We start from the raw sequence: 19,226 nt of genomic DNA, 5'->3' as shown, positions 1-19,226 counted from the left end.
TTTAACAAAATGAAAATTAATGACTTTTATTTATTAAGCATCTATTCAGATTGCCTACGGCAAGATATATTTTTATCCTTAAGTATCTAATTTTATCTTGCAGGATAAATCATGAGAAAACGTCGGGTGGTTATTGGCGTACTGGGGACGGTACTCGATAAACGTGGCAAGCGCGCCAACCGTTTTCGCAAGTGGCGGCCAACGGTTGGGTTGTGCCAACAAGCTGAAATGCCCATTGATCGGCTGGAACTACTGCATCAGCCGCGTGACATCGGCATGGCGCAGCAGCTCGCCGAAGATGTGGCGTTGGTCTCGCCACAGACCGAAGTACATCCACATGCTGTAGCCATCGCTAATCCCTGGGATTTCGAAGAGGTGTATGCCGCCTTTCTTGATTTTGCGACCCGCTACCCGTTCGATACCGACAATGAAGAGTATCTGGTGCATATCACCACCGGAACGCACGTGGCGCAGATCTGCTGGTTCCTGTTGACCGAGGCGCGCTATCTGCCCGCCAGTTTGCTGCAGACCGGGCCGGCGCCAAAAGGCGCCACCGACGAGCAGATCGCGGCCGGTACCGCCTCGGTTATCGATCTGGATTTAAGCCGCTATGCCACTCTAACCAGCCGTTTTCAGCGTGAACAACAGCAGTCCGTTTCATTTCTTAAGGACGGGATTGAAACCCGCAACGCCACCTTCAATAAGCTTATCGATCGCATTGAGCGGGTTTCTCTGCGTTCAACCGATCCGATTCTACTCACCGGGCCTACCGGCGCGGGCAAATCCTTTCTCGCGAAACGCATTTTCCAGCTACGCCAGTCACGCCACCTGGTGGCGGGTAAGTTTGTCGCCATCAACTGCGCCACGCTGCGTGGCGATAACGCCATGTCGACGCTATTCGGCCACGTCAAAGGCGCTTTTACTGGCGCGCAAGCGGCGCGTAGCGGCCTGCTACGCGAGGCCGATGGCGGCGTGCTGTTTCTCGATGAAATTGCCGAACTGGGCCTCGATGAACAGGCGATGTTGTTAAAAGCGATTGAAGAAAAAAGCTTTTTCCCGTTTGGCTCCGACAAAGAAGTGCACAGTGATTTTCAACTGATTGCTGGTACCCACCGCGACATGCGCCAGTGGGTCGCCGATGGCCGCTTTCGTGAGGATTTATACGCGCGTATCAACATGTGGAGCTTTGCGCTACCCGGTCTGGCGCAGCGTAGAGAAGATATTGCGCCCAATATTGAGTACGAATTGCAACGTTTCTCCAGCGCCAGACAGCAGCAAATACGTTTTGATAAAGACGCGCGCGTGCGCTATTTGGCTTTCGCCAGTTCGCCGCAGGCCCAGTGGCGCGGAAATTTTCGCGAGCTTGGCGCCTCGGTGACCCGCATGGCGACCCTCGCCGAACAGGGCCGAATTACGCTGGATGTGGTCGATGAGGAAATTTCGCGACTGAGCGAGAGCTGGCAGATCAACGATCCTCTTCCCGCCGTCATCGACGAGATCGATCTGTTCGATCGCCGTCAGTTGGAAACGGTGCTGGAGGTTTGCCGCCGCAGCGCTTCGCTATCTGAAGCCGGCCGTGAGTTGTTTGCGGTCTCCCGGCTGAAAAAGGCCAATCCGAATGATGCCGACCGGTTACGCAAGTACCTCGCCCGCTTTGGTCTCAGTTGGGAAAGCCTGGGCTAATCATCATGAGCATAATTTGTTTGAATATTATTCCTTAGCGCGATAAACAATAGCTATAGCCGGGCTCGAACCCGGCTTTTTTATAACAACATCAACACAACAAACACTGTCGCAAGGAATACACTATGCTCGCCACGCTTACGCGGCTGTTCCCGTTATGGGCGCTGCTGCTCTCCGTATTGGCTTATTACACGCCAACCACTTTTACCCCTATCGGCCCGTGGGTCACCACGCTGCTGATGCTGATTATGTTCGGCATGGGCGTCCATTTGAAGCTGGACGATTTTAAGCGCGTGCTGTCACGTCCGGCGCCGGTCGCTGCGGGAATTTTTCTGCATTACCTGGTGATGCCGCTCGCCGCCTGGGTACTGGCGCTGCTGTTCCACATGCCGCCAGAACTCTCCGCCGGGATGGTGCTGGTCGGCAGCGTCGCCAGCGGCACGGCATCCAACGTCATGATCTACCTGGCGAAAGGCGATGTCGCGCTGTCGGTAACCATCTCTTCCGTTTCTACGCTGGTTGGCGTGGTTGCCACGCCGTTGCTGACGCGCCTGTACGTTGATGCGCACATTCAGGTCGATGTGATGGGCATGTTGTTAAGCATCCTGCAAATCGTGGTGATCCCAATCGGCCTCGGTCTGATTGTCCATCACCTGTTGCCAAAAGTGGTAAAGGCGGTGGAACCCTTCCTTCCCGCCTTCTCCATGCTGTGCATCCTGGCGATTATCAGCGCCGTGGTCGCCGGTTCCGCATCGCATATCGCTTCGGTAGGCCTGGTGGTTATCGTAGCGGTGATCCTGCATAACGCCATTGGCCTGCTCGGCGGGTACTGGGGCGGGCGCCTGTTCGGTTTTGATGAATCCACCTGCCGCACCCTGGCGATCGAAGTGGGTATGCAAAACTCCGGCCTCGCCGCGGCCCTCGGGAAAATCTACTTCGGCCCGCTGGCCGCCCTGCCCGGCGCGCTGTTCTCGGTATGGCATAACCTTTCCGGCTCGCTGCTGGCGGGTTACTGGTCCGGTAAGCCGACGACCAAAAAAGGCAACCAGCGCTAATCGGTATACGTCCGGGCAAATGCCCGGACGTTTTGTTTATCCCACCTGTAAACTCACCGGCTTGCCTAACTTCATTAACATCATGACCAACGCATCAAGGGTAAACTTACTGGTTTTCTGGTTTACCACATCTGAAATACGTGGTCGTGAAATATTCAACTTCGCTGCAGCATCCGCTTGCTTCAGTTGATTTTCATCTATCCACTCAGCAATTTCCTGCATGAGTTGCCGCTTAAGTATCATTAGCTGTTCGACTTCTTGTTCCGCTTGCGCCCTTAACCGCTCCGCTTCACAGTCATCAAAGCCGAGTTCACTGAAAATATTCGTCTCTGCTGCCGTCACGTGACGGATGCCATCCACTGTCTTACGATTCATTTACGACTCCTGTGTTCCTGCGGTATAAGCTGCAAACGGCTTCTGACAATTTGTTTTTCATGTTCGGCGGTACGTCGAGTTTTTTTGTTAAAACAGTGCAGGACATAAACCTCTGCCTCAAAACGAGCAAGGTAAATCACCCGATAAGCGCCGGAATAATGACGTAACCGTATTTCCTCCACGCCTCGACCCAACTGAGGCATTGCTTTCCAATCAGCAGTTTCTAACCCCGCCTGTAAACGGTAAAGCTGGAAACCGGCATCACGGCGGACCTCCTCAGGAAATTGGCGCAAATCATCAAAGGAAGACCCCATCCAGACAATACGTCGTAAACTTTGCCCTTGATTCAACATACCACATCCTTGTATAAAATTTTATACACAAATCACGCAAAAATAAGTTTGCGGATGACCACATAAACCATGCCGCTACGCTAATCCAGACAACATCATCAGTCACCCACGCAGCAAATATTCTGCGAGGCATTTTCCGGATTAGTTCTATTTTGCGCTGATTGCCGTACACTGGGTTCTCTGGTCTGATTGAGGGCACCACCATGGCACTCCCCCGCATTACACAAAAAGAGATGACCGAGCGCGAACAGCGCGAATTGAAAACGCTGTTGGACCGCGCGCGTATCGCGCACGGCCGCCCGCTGAGCAATGCGGAAACGAACAGCGTAAAAAAGGAATATATCGATAAGCTGATGGCGGTGCGCGAAGCGGAAGCGAAGAAAGCCCGCCAGGCGAAAAAACAGCAGGCTTACAAAGTAGACAAAGAGGCGACATTTTCGTGGTCGGCGAATACGCCGACCCGCGGCAGGCGTTAGCGGCCTTTCTTTTTACGTCCCGGCTGAGCGAAACGTTTACCGTTCGAGGCCGGGCGGCCTCCTTTATCGTTGGTTTTTTCCATCTTCACCACCGGGCGCTTGATCCCGGCGGTCGCCGCTTTGGCCTTCGGTTTAGCTTTTGGCTTCGCTTCGGAAGAGGAGTTTTCAATCAGCTTGAACAGGTCGATCAGCTCATCATCGGTTAAATCGCGCCACTCACCCAGGGGAATGCCCGTCAGGCTAACGTTCATAATGCGCGTCCGCTCCAGCTTCGTGACTTCATAGCCGAAATGCTCACACATGCGGCGGATCTGACGGTTTAACCCCTGAACCAGCGTAATGCGGAACACGAACGGCGCTTCTTTCTTGACCTTACATTTCTTGGTCACGGTACCAAGAATCGGCACCCCCGCGCCCATGCCACGAATAAACTCATCGGTAACCGGCTTATCGACGGTGACCAGATACTCTTTTTCGTGGTCGTTGCCGGCGCGCAGGATTTTGTTGACCAGATCGCCATGGTTGGTCAGGAAAATTAACCCCTGGGAGTCTTTATCGAGACGGCCAATCGGGAACACACGTTTACTGTGGTTCACGAAGTCGACAATATTATCGCGCTCGCCATCTTCGGTAGTGCTGACAATACCTACTGGCTTATTCAGCGCAATCAGCACCAAATCATCGGCTTCTCGCGGCTCAATCAGCTGACCGTTGACTTTCACCACATCGCCCGGTTTCACCTGATCGCCAATGGCGGCGCGCTTACCGTTGATAAAGACGTTGCCTTGTTCAATAAAGCGGTCCGCTTCGCGACGCGAGCAAATCCCGCTTTCGCTGATGTATTTATTTAATCGAGTAGATGAGTCGGTCAGCATAGTTTCTCCTTTGACAGCGAAATATACCTCACCTTACTGGCGATAAAAAACAGGGATAGCGTTATTCATTACCCCATTGATTGAGGAAATTGGCGATATCGTCGATACGCTGTTCGGCAATGCCTGCTTCACGGGCCATCTCCTGCTGCGCTTCCTCGCTGATCTCCTCGTTATTCATTAAGCGCGTAATCAGCAGCTGGAAGTAATGCGCCAGACAATCGCGCTCGGACTCTTTTACCGCTTCTGCGCACTCCGTCGAGTACTCATCCACGATGTCATAATATTTCAGCGGTATTTCATTGTTCATAGGTCGTCTCCGGGGTGGCTAGCATCTGCGCTTTCGGCCCCGATGATAGCATTCAGCTTATCTGCACCGTGAGCCATATCAGCGCCCCGACGCCGGGCCAATGATAGAATCGGCGTCAAATGACATGCTTACACAGGATGAAAAGATGGAACTGCTGTTACTGAGTAACTCAACGCTACCGGGCAAAGCCTGGATGGAACATGCGCTGCCGCTGATTGCCGGCCAGGTCAAAGGCCGCCGTTCGGCGGTATTTATTCCCTTCGCCGGGGTGACGCAAAGCTGGGATGATTACACCGCCAAAGCCGCCGCAGTCATGGCGCCTATGGGCGTCAGAGTGACCGGTATTCACAGCGTCGCCGACCCTATCGCCGCCATTGAAAACACCGAGATGGTTATCGTCGGCGGCGGGAACACCTTCCAGCTTCTGAAAGAGTGTCGCAGCCGCGGGCTGCTGGCGCCGATTGTCGATGTCGTCAAGCGCGGAGCGTTGTATATCGGCTGGAGCGCGGGATCTAACCTCGCCTGCCCGACCATTCGCACCACCAACGATATGCCGATTGTCGATCCTCAGGGGTTTGACGCGTTAGGGCTGTTCCCGCTGCAGATTAACCCGCACTTCACCAACGCGCTGCCGACCGGGCATCAGGGTGAGACCCGCGAGCAACGTATTCGCGAATTGCTGGTCGTGGCGCCGGAATTAACGGTGATTGGCCTGCCGGAGGGGAACTGGATTCAGGTCAGCGACGGACACGCCACGCTCGGCGGCCCGAACCCGACGCTGTTGTTCAAAGCGGGAGAAGAAGCGGTAACCCTGGCCGCGGGACACCGTTTCTAGGCTGGTTTGGCGAACATTACCCGGATAGCGGCGTGTTGCGCCTTATCCGGGCTACCCTGCGTAAATCCCGCTAATAATCATCCCGCTCGTCGTCTTCATCCGGCTGCTCCATCACGCTATAGGCAACAGCGCAGAACAGCGAGTTCAGACGCTTCATATCGCCCAGCAGCGCCAGATGCAACGTACTGGTTTCAATACTCTGCACGTTTTGCTGATGCAGGCGGTCAACATGCGCGTGCGAGTAACGGCGGTTAAGAATACGAAAACGGTGCTTACTGCGGCGCAACCGACGGGCGCTCGGCACGTCGCCGGAAAAGAAGACCGACATTGCCAGCTGCAGGTTACTGAGCAGTAGCTCGTATAACGCATCCAGCTCTTTTAGCCCCTCGACGGAAAATGCGCGCCGCGCCGCCAGAGATTTATCGGCGATTTCGCTGCCCATTCGCTCGACGATGTCAGACGCCTGCTCCAGGTTGAGCGACATCTCGATAATTTCCGCCCAGCGGCGCGACTCCTCTTCCGCCAGCTCGTCCTTCGGCATCCGCGCCAGATAAAGCTTAATCGCCGTATACAGCACGTTGATATCGTCCGCCATCCGCCGCAACTCTTTCTCTTCGCGCGGCTCGCCGTGCATCACCTTGCGCAGGCTTTCCAGCATCTGCTCCATGGCGTCGCCGATACGTAGGGTTTCACGCGCGGCATTGGCCAACGCCAATGCCGGCGTATCCAACGCCGAGGGGTCCAGATGCTTCGGCTTGAGATGGTTATCCAGCTCCGGCTCATCGCGGATCAGGCGTTTACACAGGTTCGCCATCGGCCCGGCGAACGGCACCATCGCCACACAGCGAATCAGGTTGTAGAAGACGTGGAAGTAGATGACCAGCTCCGACTCTTCCAGCGGCAATTTGTGCATGACATCCGCCAGTACGTGCACAAATGGCAAAATTATCAAGCTCCCCACCAGCTTGAACAGCAGGCTGCCAAGCGCCACCCGCCGCGCCGCCGCATTGGCACCGCTGTTGTTAAGCATTGCCAGCAGACCTGAGCCAAGGTTAGCGCCGATGACCAGACATAGCGCCACCGGGAAAGAGATCACCCCGGTGCCGGTTAACGTTGCGGTCAGCAGCACGGCCGCCAGGCTGGAGTAACTGATAATGGCGAACACGGCGCCAATCAGCGCATCCAGCATGATATCGCCGGTCAGCGAGGCGAAAATCACCTGAACGCCGTTGGCCTGGGTAATCGGATGCACCGCCTGGACGATAAGCTCCAGCGCCAGCAGGATAAGCCCGAGGCCGATACCCACCCGTCCAAGCTGGCCCGCGCGGGTCTGTTTACGCCCGAGGAAAAAAATAACGCCGATAAATATCAGCAGCGGCGATAGCCAGGAGAGGTCGAAGGTCAGTACCCTCGCCATCAGCGCCGTCCCCACATCCGCACCCAGCACCATGACCAGCGCTGGCGCCAGCGCGACCAGATCCTGGGCCACAAACGACGTCACCAGCATGGTGGTGGCGTTACTGCTCTGCACCAGCGCGGTGACGCCAATCCCCGCGCAGAAGGCGAGCGGTTTTTTCTCCACGCTGCTGCTGAGCACGGTACGCAGGCGCGCGCCAAAGACGCGCATCACGCCGGTGCGCACAATATGGGTACCCCACACCAGTAGGGCTACGGCGGAAAGTAGGTGTAACAGCGTTAACACAGAATCAGCTTCTCCTTATCGTTATAAGTGTTCCTGAGGTTTAAACCTCCCTTCAGTATAAGGGGTTAACTTCAATAAAGAGACAAGGCGCTCAAAGAGCGCCTTGTTTGTTGTAACGAAACATATTTCGTTAGTCAGCATCATAGCCGAGGTTAGGGGCGAGCCAACGCTCAACTTCGGCCGCCGTCATCCCTTTACGCAGGGCGTAATCTTCTACCTGGTCGCGCTGAATCTGCGCCACGGCGAAGTACTTACTATCAGGATGGCTGAAGTACCAGCCGGAAACCGATGCGCCAGGCCACATGGCGAAGGACTCGGTGAGCTTCATGCCGGTATGCGCTTCCACATCCAACAGTTCCCAGATGGTCGCTTTCTCGGTGTGTTCCGGGCAGGCCGGATAACCGGGCGCCGGGCGGATCCCCTGGTAATTTTCGCGGATCAGCTCTTCATTGCTGAGGTTCTCATTGGCCGCATAGCCCCAGTAAACCTTACGCACTTTCTCATGCAGATACTCGGCGAAGGCTTCCGCCAGACGGTCGGCGATGGCCTTAACCATGATCTTGTTATAGTCGTCGTGCTGCGCTTCATAGGCTTCCGCCAGCGCGTCTTCTTCCAACCCGCCGGTCACCGCGAAAGCCCCGATATAGTCCGCTTTACCGCTCAGCTTCGGCGCAACAAAATCAGCGAGGCAGTAGTTCGCGAAGCCGACTTTTTCCGTTTGCTGGCGCAGGTGATGGCTGACCGTCAGCACGTGGGTGCGGGTTTCATCACGATAGATTTCCACGTCGTCGCCAACTCGGTTGGCCGGGAACAGCCCGACCACGCCGCGCGGGTTGAGCGTTTTTTCGGCGCTGAGTTTATCCAGCAAATCGTTGGCGTCTTTAAACAGGCGTTGCGCCTCTTCACCCACCACTTCATCTTCCAGGATACGCGGATATTTACCCGCCAGCGACCAGGTCATAAAGAACGGCGTCCAGTCGATGTAGTTACGCAACGTTTCGATGCTGGCTTCCACCTCCTGCACGCCCAGACGGTGGGCTACCGGCGGCGTGTAGCTCTCCCAGTCAAACGCCAGATCGTTTTCCCGCGCCGCCTGCAGAGTCACCGGCGGCGTGCGCGGCTTTTTACGCCCGTGCTGGATTCGCACGGTTTCATACTCTTTACGGGTACGGGCGACAAAATCATCGCGCTGGGTTGCCGACAGCAGGGCTGAAACCACGCCTACGGTACGCGAGGCGTTCTGCACGTAGACCGTCGGGCCACTGTAGTTCTGTTCGATTTTCACCGCGGTATGGGCTTTCGAGGTCGTCGCTCCGCCAATCAGCAGCGGAATGGTAAAGCCCTGACGCTCCATCTCTTTCGCCACGTTGACCATTTCGTCCAACGACGGCGTGATAAGCCCGGAGAGACCAATCAGATCGGCGTTTTCTTCGCGCGCGGTACGCAGGATTTTCTCTGCCGGCACCATCACGCCGAGATCGATAATTTCGTAGTTGTTGCACTGCAGCACTACGCCGACGATGTTTTTACCAATATCGTGTACATCGCCCTTCACGGTGGCGATCACCATCTTACCGTTGCTGGAGCCCTGTTCTTTGCTGGCTTCGATGTAAGGTTCGAGGTAGGCCACCGCCTGTTTCATCACCCGCGCGGATTTTACCACCTGCGGCAAGAACATTTTGCCTTCGCCGAACAGATCGCCGACCACGTTCATGCCGTCCATCAGCGGCCCTTCAATCACCTCAATCGGCCGTTCGGCCTGCTGGCGCGCCTCTTCCGTATCCTGCTCGATAAATTCGGTAATCCCTTTGACCAGCGAGTATTCAAGACGCTTTTTCACCTCCCAGCTGCGCCATTCCGCCTGCTGAGCGTTCGCGCTATCGTCCGCTTTGCTGCCGCGATATTTTTCCGCCAGCTCAAGCAATCTTTCGGTACTGTCATCGCGGCGGTTAAGGATCACATCTTCAACCGCGTCGCGCAGCTCGCCAGGCAGATCGTCGTATATCGCCAGCTGGCCGGCATTGACGATGCCCATATCCATACCGTTGCGGATAGCGTAGTAGAGGAATACGGCGTGGATCGCTTCACGTACCGGATCGTTACCGCGGAACGAGAACGACACATTGGAGACGCCGCCGGAAATCAGCGCATGCGGCAGCTCGCGTTTGATGTCTTCGCAGGCGCCGATAAAGTCCTGAGCGTAGTTGTTGTGCTCTTCAATACCGGTAGCGACGGCAAAAATGTTGGGGTCGAAGATGATATCTTCCGGCGGGAAACCGACCTCTTCGGTGAGGATTTTGTAGGCGCGGCGGCAAATTTCGATTTTGCGCTCGCGGGTATCGGCCTGGCCTACTTCATCAAAGGCCATGACCACCATTGCCGCGCCGTAGCGGCGAACCAGCTTCGCGTGATGAATAAAGGGTTCGACGCCCTCTTTCATCGAGATCGAGTTAACGATGCCCTTGCCCTGAATGCACTTGAGCCCTTTTTCGATGACTTCCCACTTGGAGGAGTCGATCATAATCGGCACACGGGCAATATCCGGTTCACCCGCTATCAGGTTGAGGAAACGCACCATCGCCGCTTCGGCATCGAGCATCCCCTCATCCATGTTGATATCGATAATCTGCGCGCCGCTTTCCACCTGCTGACGCGCCACGTCCAGCGCTTCGCTGTATTTCTCTTCTTTGATTAAGCGCTTAAATTTAGCGGAGCCGGTGACGTTGGTCCGCTCACCCACGTTGACGAACAGGCTATCGTCGCCGATGTTCAGCGGCTCCAGGCCAGACAGACGGCAGGCGACCGGCAGTTCCGGCAGCTGGCGCGGCGGTAAGCCTTCTACCGCCCGGCTCATGGCGGCGATATGTTCCGGGGTGGTGCCGCAGCAGCCGCCGACGATATTAAGGAAACCAGCCTGCGCCCATTCGCGAATTTGCGCCGCCATGGTGTCGGCATCCAAATCGTATTCGCCGAAGGCGTTCGGCAGTCCGGCATTCGGGTGCGCGGTAACGTAGCATTCGGCGATCCGCGAAAGCTCCTGCACGTACTGGCGCAGCTCATCCGGCCCCAGCGCGCAGTTCAGGCCAAAGGTCAGGGCATCGGCGTGGCGCAGCGAATTATAGAACGCTTCGGTCGTCTGCCCGGACAGTGTACGTCCGGAGGCATCGGTGATAGTGCCGGAAATCATAATCGGCAGCTCGACGCCGAGCGCCTCAAATTCTTCTTTGACCGCGAAAATCGCCGCTTTGGCGTTCAGGGTGTCAAAGACCGTTTCAATAAGAATGAGATCCGAGCCGCCTTCCACCAGCGCTTTGGTGGATTCACGATAGGCGGCCACCAGCTGATCGAACGTGATATTCCGAAATGCCGGATCGTTGACGTCCGGAGAAATAGAAGCGGTGCGGTTGGTCGGCCCGAGCACCCCCGCCACATAGCGCGGTTTTTCCGGCGTACGCGCGGTCCACGCGTCGGCGCTGGCGCGGGCCAGCTTTGCGGCGGCAAAGTTGATTTCCGCCGACAGGGATTCCATTTGGTAATCCGCCATCGCGATGGTTGTCGAGTTGAAGGTATTGGTCTCGATAATGTCCGCGCCGGCGGCGAAATAGGCGTCGTGGATCTCGCGAATAACCTCAGGCTTGCTGAGGACCAGCAGGTCGTTATTGCCTTTCAGGTCGCACGGCCAATCGGCAAAGCGTTCGCCGCGGAAATCCTGCTCACTCAGACGATAGCCCTGGATCATGGTGCCCATGCCCCCGTCCAGAACCAGAATGCGTTCTCTTAACTGCTGATGTAATTGTTCTACTTTGTTACTCACACAGACTCCCGACAGCGCTCAACTCAGACCAAAAAGCCAACAAACCATACTGGCATAAACCAACCTGCCGGAAAAGGAAACCTGCAGCAACATGAGACAAGTTCAACTTCACTCCTCCGATCAGTCTGGTTCTGATTGCATTATCGCCAAATAAAACGAAAATCATTTCCACGATACAGAAAAAAGGAGTTCATCATGGCTACCCCGGTTCCCGCCAAACGCGGCAGAAAACCCGCCGCTGCCGCCCCTGCCGCGCAGGCTGGCGGGCAAGTGCAGTCGCTTACCCGCGGTTTGAAACTGCTTGAATGGATTTCTGAATCGCATAGCAGCGTCGCACTCACCGAACTGGCGCAGCAGGCGGGACTGCCTAACTCCACGACCCATCGTCTGCTCACCACCATGCAGCAGCTCGGTTTTGTCCGCCAGGTCGGCGATCTGGGGCACTGGGCGATTGGCGCGCATGCGTTTGTCGTCGGCAGCAGCTTCCTGCAAAGCCGCAATCTGCTGGCCATCGTCCATCCTATTCTGCGCCAGCTGATGGAAGATTCCGGCGAAACGGTCAACCTGGCGGTGCTGGATAAAAGCGATCATCAGGCGATTATCATCGACCAGGTGCAATGTACGCAGCTGATGCGCATGTCGGCGCCGATTGGCGGCAAATTGCCGATGCACGCGTCAGGCGCCGGAAAAGCGTTTCTGTCGCAGTTGAGCGAAGAAGAGGTCACCACGCTGCTACATCGGAAAGGGCTGCACGCTTACACCCACGCTACCCTGGTTTCTCCGGTACATTTGAAAGAGGATTTGGCCCAAACGCGTAAACGCGGCTATTCATTTGATGATGAAGAACATGCGCTGGGGTTGCGCTGTATCGCCTCCTGCATTTACGACGAACACCGCGAGCCGTTCGCCGCTATCTCCATCTCCGGGCCGATTTCGCGCATGACCGATGACCGGGTGACCGAGCTTGGCGCATTGGTCATTAAGGCCGCCAAGGAAGTCACGTTGGCATACGGCGGGGTTAAATAATAAAAATGCCCCAAAGGGGCATTTTTAGTAGGCCTGATAAGCGTAGCGCCATCAGGCAGATCGGCGCACCTTGCCGGATGGCGGCGTAAACGCCTTATCCGGCCTACTGTCGGCGCCATAGCGCACGCTAAAGCGCTGCCTACGCCGGTAAGCATAAACATCTTCCACGTGTCCGTTTTTAATTCGCGTCTGTAATTCGCGCCAGTAATCGGCACGCAGCAAATCGGCGTGCATTTCCTCCAGTAATGGTCCGATCCGCGGATCGGCGCACAACCAGTGACGGAACTCTTCCGGGAAGACATCGCCAGGGGACACGCTATACCAGGGTTCACTGGCCAGCTCATCTTCCGGATAGCGCGGCGGCGGAATATCGCGGAAATTCACCTCGGTCATGTAGCAAATTTCATCGTAATCGTAGAATACTACCCGCCCGTGGCGCGTGACGCCGAAGTTTTTGAACAGCATGTCGCCGGGAAAGATATTGGCGGCCGCCAGTTGGCGAATGGCATTACCATACTCTTCTACCGCGTCGCGCAGCGCCTGGCCTTCCACCTGCTCCAGCCAGATATTGAGCGGCACCATCCGTCGTTCAATATAAAGATGGCTGATGGCAATGCGATCGCCGAGGTCGGTCAACTTATTTCCCGCTTCCGCCTGCAACAGCGTCATCAGCTCGGGCGCAATTTGCCGCTTATCGAGCACAAAGTTTTCAAATTCCTGAGTATCCGCCATCCGCCCGACGCGGTCGTGTTCTTTGACCAGCTGATAGCAGGCGCGGACGTGGGCGGCAGTCATCTCTTTTTGCGGCGCAAAGCGGTCTTTAATCACCTTAAATACCCGGTCGAATCCCGGCAGGGTAAAGACCAACATCACCATCCCACGGATGCCTGGCGCTTCAATAAACTGCTCATCGCTGCGGGTAACATAGTGCAGGTACTCGCGATAACTTTCCGTTTTAGCATGCTTCTGGCAGCCAATCGCCATATATAGCTCGGCGGTAGTTTTTCCCGGCAGAATCTCGCGCAGCCATTCAACCAGCGCCGCGGGCAGCGGCGCGTAGACCATGAAATAGGAGCGGGCGAAACCAAAGACGATACTCGCCTCGGCGTGGGTCGTCAGGCAGGTATCCACAAACAGCTGACCGTCATCGCTACGATGTATCGGCAGCAGGAACGGCAGCGTCGCCATCGGCGTAATCAGTTTACCCACCAGCCAGGCGGCTTTATTACGGTAAAACAACTCATTCGCCACCTGCAGATGCGACTGCGACAGCAACTCGCCGCCAAGCGCTTCGCGTAAATGACTGACGATATAACCGATATCACGCCCTTTGTTTTGCCACGGCAGGCGCAGCGGCAAATCGGCAAGCAGGTTATGCATCAGGTATTCCCAGCCGCGTTCGGGATAAAAGTCCTTCGCCAGCGGTCGCGAAATCGTGCGAAAACGCCGTTCTGGCTGGGAGCTGAAAATAAAGAGCCGCTCGGGGGTCAGCGAGCGGTGGTCAAACAGTCGGCAGTAGACCGAGTTGAAAAAGCTCTCCGCAATTTCAAAGCGAGGGTAATCCGGCAAAAGTTGGGTGTACTGCTGTTTCACCCGCAGAAGAAAATCGACGTCGGTACTTTTCCCTTCGGTAATACAGCGCAGCTGTTCTACCACCAGACCCACGTGGTGATCGTAGAGGTGGATACGCTGCTTCATCGCCTGCTGCACGGCGTGCCAGTCAGCCTGTTCAAAGCGCTGCTGCGCGCCGGAAGTGACTTCCAGAAAACGCCCATACTGGGCGTCGAATCCCTGTAAAATGGTTTGGGCAATCAGTAGTTCCAGGCCACGCGTCATCGCTTTCCCCCATCCGGCACAACATCATGCCGGATGGCGCGTTCGCTTATCCGGCCTACACCTTTGTAGGCCCGGTAAGCGCAGCGCCACCGGGCATTGCTTAAAACTGCGATTCTTCGGTCGAGCCGGTCAGCGCCGTTACCGACGAGGTCCCCCCCTGGATAATGGTGGTCACTTTATCGAAGTACCCGGTACCCACCTCCTGCTGATGCGACACGAAGGTGTAGCCTTCCGGCCCGGCGGCAAACTCCGGCTGCTGAACTTTTTCGACGTAGTGACGCATGCCTTCACCCTGCGCGTAGGCGTGGGCCAGGTCGAACATGTTGAACCACATGCTGTGAATACCCGCCAGGGTAATGAACTGGAATTTATAGCCCATATCCGAAAGCTGCTGCTGGAAGCTGGCGATGGTTTTATCGTCGAGATTTTTCTTCCAGTTAAAAGATGGCGAGCAGTTATAGGCCAGCAGCTTGCCCGGGAAGCGGGCGTGGATCGCCTCGGCAAAACGACGCGCCTGTTCAATGTCCGGTTTGGAGGTTTCACACCATACCAGGTCAGCGTAAGGGGCGTAGGCCAGGCCGCGGCTGATTGCCTGTTCGATTCCGGCATGGGTGCGATAAAAACCTTCGCTGGTGCGATCGCCGGAGATAAACTCGCGATCGTAAGGATCGCAATCCGAGGTAATCAGGTCAGCGGCATCAGCGTCGGTACGGGCGATAAGCAGCGTCGGCACGCCCATCACATCCGCCGCCAGGCGCGCGGCGACCAGCTTCTGAATCGCCTCTTGTGTCGGCACCAGCACCTTGCCGCCCATATGTCCGCACTTCTTCACCGACGCCAGCTGATCTTCGAAATGCACGGCCGCTGCACCGGCCGCAATCATCGATTTCATCAGCTCAAAGGCGTTCAGCACGCCGCCAAAACCGGCTTCCGCATCGGCGACGATCGGCAGGAAATAGTCGATAAAACGCGGATCGTTCGGCTCAATCCCCGCCGCCCACTGGATCTGATCGGCGCGACGGAAGGTGTTATTGATCCGATCAACCACCGATGGCACCGAGTTAGCCGGGTACAACGATTGATCCGGGTACATACTGGAGGCCAGGTTGGCGTCGGCGGCGACCTGCCAGCCAGACAAGTAGATGGCTTCAATGCCCGCCTTCGCCTGCTGCAGCGCCTGGCCGCCGGTTAACGCGCCAAGGCTGTTGATATAACCCTTTTTCGCTTCACCATGCAGCAGACGCCACATTTTCGCCGCGCCAAGCTGCGCCAGCGTGCATTCCGGGTTCACCGAGCCGCGTAACTTCACCACCTCTTCCGCGCTGTATGGGCGGGTAATGCCTTCCCAGCGCGGGTTCGTCCACTCTTTGTTTAATTCTTCGATTTGTTGGGTACGGGTTTTCATGTGCAGATGCTCCATATTGTGATGGGGTGAATTACGCCAGCAGGCGGTAACCTGGCAACGTCAAGAAGTCGATCAGTTCGTCGGAAGTGGTGATTTGCTCCATCAGCCGTGCCGCATCGTCAAAGCGACCGTGGCTGAAGCGGTGTTCCCCCAACTCTTCCTGAATCACCATCAGCTCTTCAGCCAGCCACTGGCGGAACAGCGCCTTGGTAACCGGTGTGCCGTCGTTCAGGGTTTTCTGATGATGGATCCACTGCCAGATAGAGGTACGCGAAATCTCAGCCGTCGCCGCATCTTCCATCAGGCCGTAAATCGGTACGCAGCCGTTGCCGGAGATCCAGGCCTCGATGTACTGCACCGCCACGCGGATATTGGCGCGCATGCCGGCTTCAGTACGCTCGCCCTCGCAGGGAGCCAGCAACTGCTCGGCGGTAATCGGCGCGTCGTCATTGCGGGTAACAAACAGCTGGTTAGGATGTTCACCCAGTACGCGGTTAAAGACATCCATTGCCGTATCCGCCAGTCCCGGATGCGCAATCCAGGTGCCATCGTGGCCATTGTTAGCCTCCAGCTCTTTGTCGGCGGTGACTTTATTCAGCACCTGACGATTGCGCTCGGCGTCTTTGCTCGGGATAAACGCCGCCATACCGCCCATCGCGAAGGCGCCGCGCTTATGGCAAGTCTTAATCAGCAGGCGTGAATAGGCGCTCAGGAAAGGTTTATCCATCGTCACCACCTGGCGATCCGGCAGGACACGATCGGGGTGATTTTTCAGCGTCTTGATATAGCTGAAGATATAGTCCCAGCGCCCGCAGTTCAGGCCAACAATATGGTCGCGCAGCGCATGCAGGATTTCATCCATCTGGAACACTGCCGGCAGTGTTTCAATCAGCAAAGTAGCCTTAATGGTGCCGCGCGGCAGTTCAAAACGATCTTCGGTGAAACTGAAGACTTTGCTCCACCATGCCGCCTCTTGCCAGGACTGGGTTTTCGGCAGATAGAAATAGGGGCCGCTCCCTTTCGCCAGCAGGGCCTGGTAGTTGTGGAAGAAATAGAGCGCAAAATCGAACAGACTGCCGGGAATCGCCTCACCACGCCAGGTAACGTGTTTTTCCGGCAGATGCAGGCCGCGAACGCGGCAGACCAGAACCGCCGGATCGGGCTGCAACTGATAAATTTTCCCCGCTTCGTTGGTGTAGCTGATGGTGCCGTTGACCGCATCACGCAGGTTGATTTGGCCATCAATGACTTTGTGCCAATCCGGCGCCAGCGAGTCTTCGAAATCAGCCATAAAGACTTTGACGTTAGCATTCAGGGCGTTAATTACCATCTTGCGTTCAACCGGACCGGTGATTTCTACGCGGCGGTCCTGTAAATCGGCCGGAATACCTCGAATCTTCCAGTCACCATTACGAATGGAAGCCGTTTCCGAAATAAAATCAGGAAGATTACCCTCATCAATGGCCTGCTGTTGCTGGACGCGTACCGCCAACAGTTGATTACGCTCAGGCATAAAGCGGCTCACCAGTTCCGTCAGGAACTCCACCGCTTCCGCAGTCAGAATTTGCTTCTCCTGCTCGCCATAAGGCTGGCTGAAAGCCAGTTCATCGGTCATTGTCGCCTGGTGCGTCATTGTGCAGCTCCTCTTGGTTTATCCTGGTAGCGCGAACGAAAGATCGTTGTCTGCTTTTCGCTCAGCACAATTAAGACTACTCAAGAATTTTCCAAAATCAAAAACAATTTCCATTTTCAATTTAAAATTTATACAACATCCTGATAACAAAGAAATTAAAGTTTAAATAGAAGGGGAAGTGATTTTCGGAAATAAAAAAGGCACCCGAAGGTGCCTGAGGCGAGATGCTGAAACGCTTTAGGATCGTACGCGCTGGTAGATTAATCCAGCGTGGGATTCATATGTCGCAGATCGTATGGTGTGATTTGGTAGACGTAATAGTTAAGCCAGTTGGCAAACAGGAGATTGCCATGACTGCGCCAGGTCGCCCGCGGTTTATTGTTTGGATCGTTATTCGGGAAGTAGTTGTCCGGAAGCTGTGGCGCTAAACCTGCCTCCAGATCGCGGAAGTATTCACTTGCCAGGGTATGCGGATCGTATTCAGGGTGACCGGTAACAAAAGCGATACGCTTGTCTTTGCTGGCGAACAGATAGGCATCGCCATCTTCGGTTTCAGCAAGAATATCGAGGTCAGTGTAGTCACGAATCAGCCCGGCCGGGAAGTCGGCATAGCGCGAATGAGGCGCAAGGAAGGTGTCATCAAACCCCCGAGTCAGCAGCGCATGCGGGTGCAAAATATGGTGTTCATAAACGCCAGAGATCTTTTCGGTACGAGTTTGCTTGGGGATGCCATACAGAATATTCAGTGCCGCCTGTACCGCCCAACAGACAAATAGCGTTGACGTGACGTGATCTTTAGCCCACTCCAGTACCTGTTTAATCTGCGGCCAGTAGGCAACATCATTAAACTCGACCAGCCCCAACGGCGCACCGGTAACAATCAGACCATCGAAGTTCTGCTCGCGAATGTCGTCAAAGTTGCAGTAAAAGTTATTCAGGTGCTCCGTCGGCGTATTACGCGACTCACGCGCATCGATGCGTAGCAGCTGGATATCAACCTGCAGCGGCGAGTTCGACAGCAGCCGCAGGAACTGATTCTCCGTCTCGATCTTCTTGGGCATCAGATTGAGAATTAACACCTTCAGCGGGCGGATTTCCTGAGTTGTAGCACGCGATGTGGTCATCACGAAGACGTTTTCATCGCGCAAGAAATTGACGGCCGGTAGCTCGTCCTGCACCCGAATTGGCATAGCTGTATCACCTCATTACATACGTATAAACGTTTAGACATCCAGATAGCTGACAATAACCAGGAATAAACAAAATGTCGAGTCTGCAAGCGGAAGGTGAGAAAGTTTCAATATCGACAACAGCCGTCAGGACGTGGAATTAGCCAGCAACGCACGAACTTCAACATCGTTGCGTACATGGCTGCTGCAGCGAACTTCAAGCTGGCGGTAACGCATTGATACGGCGCTGGCAACCATTTCCATTATTGCGCGCTCTTCGACTTGTGATAACCCTCCTTCATTTAACTCCATGGCATCGACCAGAATGCGAAAGCGCTTTCTTTTCAGCAAACGCGCCAGCCAGTTTTCGCCTTTTTGTTGTTGGATCAGGGGATATAAGACGTCATGCGCGGCAAAAAACTGTGCCACGAGGAGACGTTGATTGCTAAATGCCCCGCTGCCACTGTATTCGCGGCTATCATCGAGGTTACGTACGGTCATTCGATTTTTATACAACGAGATATATAAGATGGTCACGCGTCCTTTCCTGTTTCAGCAAGATCCTGAGAGGATAATAACAGCTGACAGGAGACTTTAGACGCTCCGTATCAAGTTTCGGAATAGGGCGTGGGATTTCCCCGGAGGCGGTGCTGCGCACCTTTTCCGGGCTACGGGGTCTGTA

The 19,226-nt window shown here is 55.5% G+C and carries 16 protein-coding genes; 5 read left to right on the top strand and 11 right to left on the bottom strand.

What is annotated here, in order from left to right; translation table 11 throughout:
* Positions 1-111: 111 nt before the first annotated feature.
* Together rtcR and panS are read left to right on the top strand one after the other, a co-directional pair.
* Positions 112-1,683 (top strand): RNA repair transcriptional activator RtcR, encoded by a 1,572-nt coding sequence (gene rtcR, locus ABLU86_RS21115; protein WP_015368788.1) that lies wholly within the window; start codon positions 112-114, stop codon positions 1,681-1,683.
* A 125-nt stretch (positions 1,684-1,808) separates the two neighbouring features.
* Complete coding sequence (gene panS / locus ABLU86_RS21110) at positions 1,809-2,738, top strand: ketopantoate/pantoate/pantothenate transporter PanS (RefSeq protein ID WP_015368789.1); 930 nt, start codon at positions 1,809-1,811, stop codon at positions 2,736-2,738.
* A 36-nt stretch (positions 2,739-2,774) separates the two neighbouring features.
* Here panS and ABLU86_RS21105 read toward each other — a convergent pair whose 3' ends face one another.
* Entirely contained in the window at positions 2,775-3,113 is a 339-nt protein-coding gene (locus ABLU86_RS21105; protein ID WP_015368790.1) for an XRE family transcriptional regulator, read from the bottom strand.
* A complete protein-coding gene (locus ABLU86_RS21100) occupies positions 3,110-3,466 on the bottom strand; it encodes a type II toxin-antitoxin system RelE/ParE family toxin (RefSeq protein WP_072383821.1) in 357 nt (118 codons plus the stop codon). The genes ABLU86_RS21105 and ABLU86_RS21100 overlap by 4 nt, the downstream gene beginning before the upstream one ends.
* A gap of 203 nt (positions 3,467-3,669) precedes the next feature.
* Here ABLU86_RS21100 and ABLU86_RS21095 point away from each other — a divergent pair, with 203 nt between their 5' ends.
* Entirely contained in the window at positions 3,670-3,942 is a 273-nt protein-coding gene (locus ABLU86_RS21095; RefSeq protein WP_015368792.1) for a DUF3811 domain-containing protein, read from the top strand.
* Here ABLU86_RS21095 and rluF read toward each other — a convergent pair.
* Together rluF and ABLU86_RS21085 are read right to left on the bottom strand one after the other, a co-directional pair.
* Positions 3,939-4,817 (bottom strand): 23S rRNA pseudouridine(2604) synthase RluF, encoded by an 879-nt coding sequence (gene rluF / locus ABLU86_RS21090; protein ID WP_015368793.1) that lies wholly within the window; start codon positions 4,815-4,817, stop codon positions 3,939-3,941. The two genes, ABLU86_RS21095 and rluF, sit on opposite strands and share 4 nt — an antisense overlap.
* A gap of 61 nt (positions 4,818-4,878) precedes the next feature.
* A complete protein-coding gene (locus tag ABLU86_RS21085; RefSeq protein ID WP_020079884.1) occupies positions 4,879-5,124 on the bottom strand; it encodes a YmjA family protein in 246 nt (81 codons plus the stop codon).
* Positions 5,125-5,269: 145 nt separating this feature from the next.
* On the opposite strand from ABLU86_RS21085, the gene pepE reads away from it, so the two are divergent.
* The gene (gene pepE / locus ABLU86_RS21080) at positions 5,270-5,959 is read left to right on the top strand and encodes a dipeptidase PepE (RefSeq protein WP_072383819.1); all 690 of its coding nucleotides are present in this window, start codon (positions 5,270-5,272) and stop codon (positions 5,957-5,959) included.
* A gap of 70 nt (positions 5,960-6,029) precedes the next feature.
* Here the strand turns inward: pepE and ABLU86_RS21075 are convergent, their stop codons facing one another.
* Both ABLU86_RS21075 and metH read right to left on the bottom strand, forming a co-directional pair.
* The gene (locus ABLU86_RS21075; protein ID WP_015368796.1) at positions 6,030-7,661 is read right to left on the bottom strand and encodes a Na/Pi cotransporter family protein; all 1,632 of its coding nucleotides are present in this window, start codon (positions 7,659-7,661) and stop codon (positions 6,030-6,032) included.
* 130 nt (positions 7,662-7,791) lie between these two features.
* Positions 7,792-11,475: a methionine synthase gene (gene metH / locus ABLU86_RS21070; protein WP_020079886.1), complete on the bottom strand. Its 3,684-nt coding sequence runs from the start codon at positions 11,473-11,475 to the stop codon at positions 7,792-7,794.
* Positions 11,476-11,670: 195 nt separating this feature from the next.
* Between metH and iclR the strand changes: the two genes are divergently transcribed.
* Positions 11,671-12,501, top strand: a complete 831-nt coding sequence (gene iclR / locus ABLU86_RS21065; protein ID WP_015368798.1) for a glyoxylate bypass operon transcriptional repressor IclR — start codon at positions 11,671-11,673, stop codon at positions 12,499-12,501.
* 51 nt (positions 12,502-12,552) lie between these two features.
* Here the strand turns inward: iclR and aceK are convergent, their stop codons facing one another.
* From aceK to ABLU86_RS21040, 5 genes are all read right to left on the bottom strand, one after another.
* Positions 12,553-14,337 (bottom strand): bifunctional isocitrate dehydrogenase kinase/phosphatase, encoded by a 1,785-nt coding sequence (aceK, locus tag ABLU86_RS21060; protein ID WP_015704022.1) that lies wholly within the window; start codon positions 14,335-14,337, stop codon positions 12,553-12,555.
* 100 nt (positions 14,338-14,437) lie between these two features.
* A complete protein-coding gene (gene aceA, locus ABLU86_RS21055; RefSeq protein ID WP_015368800.1) occupies positions 14,438-15,742 on the bottom strand; it encodes an isocitrate lyase in 1,305 nt (434 codons plus the stop codon).
* Positions 15,743-15,773: 31 nt separating this feature from the next.
* The gene (aceB, locus tag ABLU86_RS21050) at positions 15,774-17,375 is read right to left on the bottom strand and encodes a malate synthase A (RefSeq protein WP_020079890.1); all 1,602 of its coding nucleotides are present in this window, start codon (positions 17,373-17,375) and stop codon (positions 15,774-15,776) included.
* Between the two features lie 260 nt (positions 17,376-17,635).
* Positions 17,636-18,565 (bottom strand): homoserine O-succinyltransferase, encoded by a 930-nt coding sequence (gene metA / locus ABLU86_RS21045; protein ID WP_045396850.1) that lies wholly within the window; start codon positions 18,563-18,565, stop codon positions 17,636-17,638.
* A gap of 126 nt (positions 18,566-18,691) precedes the next feature.
* Positions 18,692-19,081 (bottom strand): YjaA family stress response protein, encoded by a 390-nt coding sequence (locus tag ABLU86_RS21040; protein ID WP_015368803.1) that lies wholly within the window; start codon positions 19,079-19,081, stop codon positions 18,692-18,694.
* Between the last annotated feature and the right edge of the window lie 145 nt (positions 19,082-19,226).

Origin of the sequence: Klebsiella sp. JN_Kp121 (genome assembly GCF_040062145.1) — a bacterium.
GTDB classification, from domain to species: domain Bacteria; phylum Pseudomonadota; class Gammaproteobacteria; order Enterobacterales; family Enterobacteriaceae; genus Klebsiella; species Klebsiella aerogenes.
Note: the sequence above shows the minus strand (reverse complement) of the source record. Positions and strands in the feature narration are given on the sequence as shown.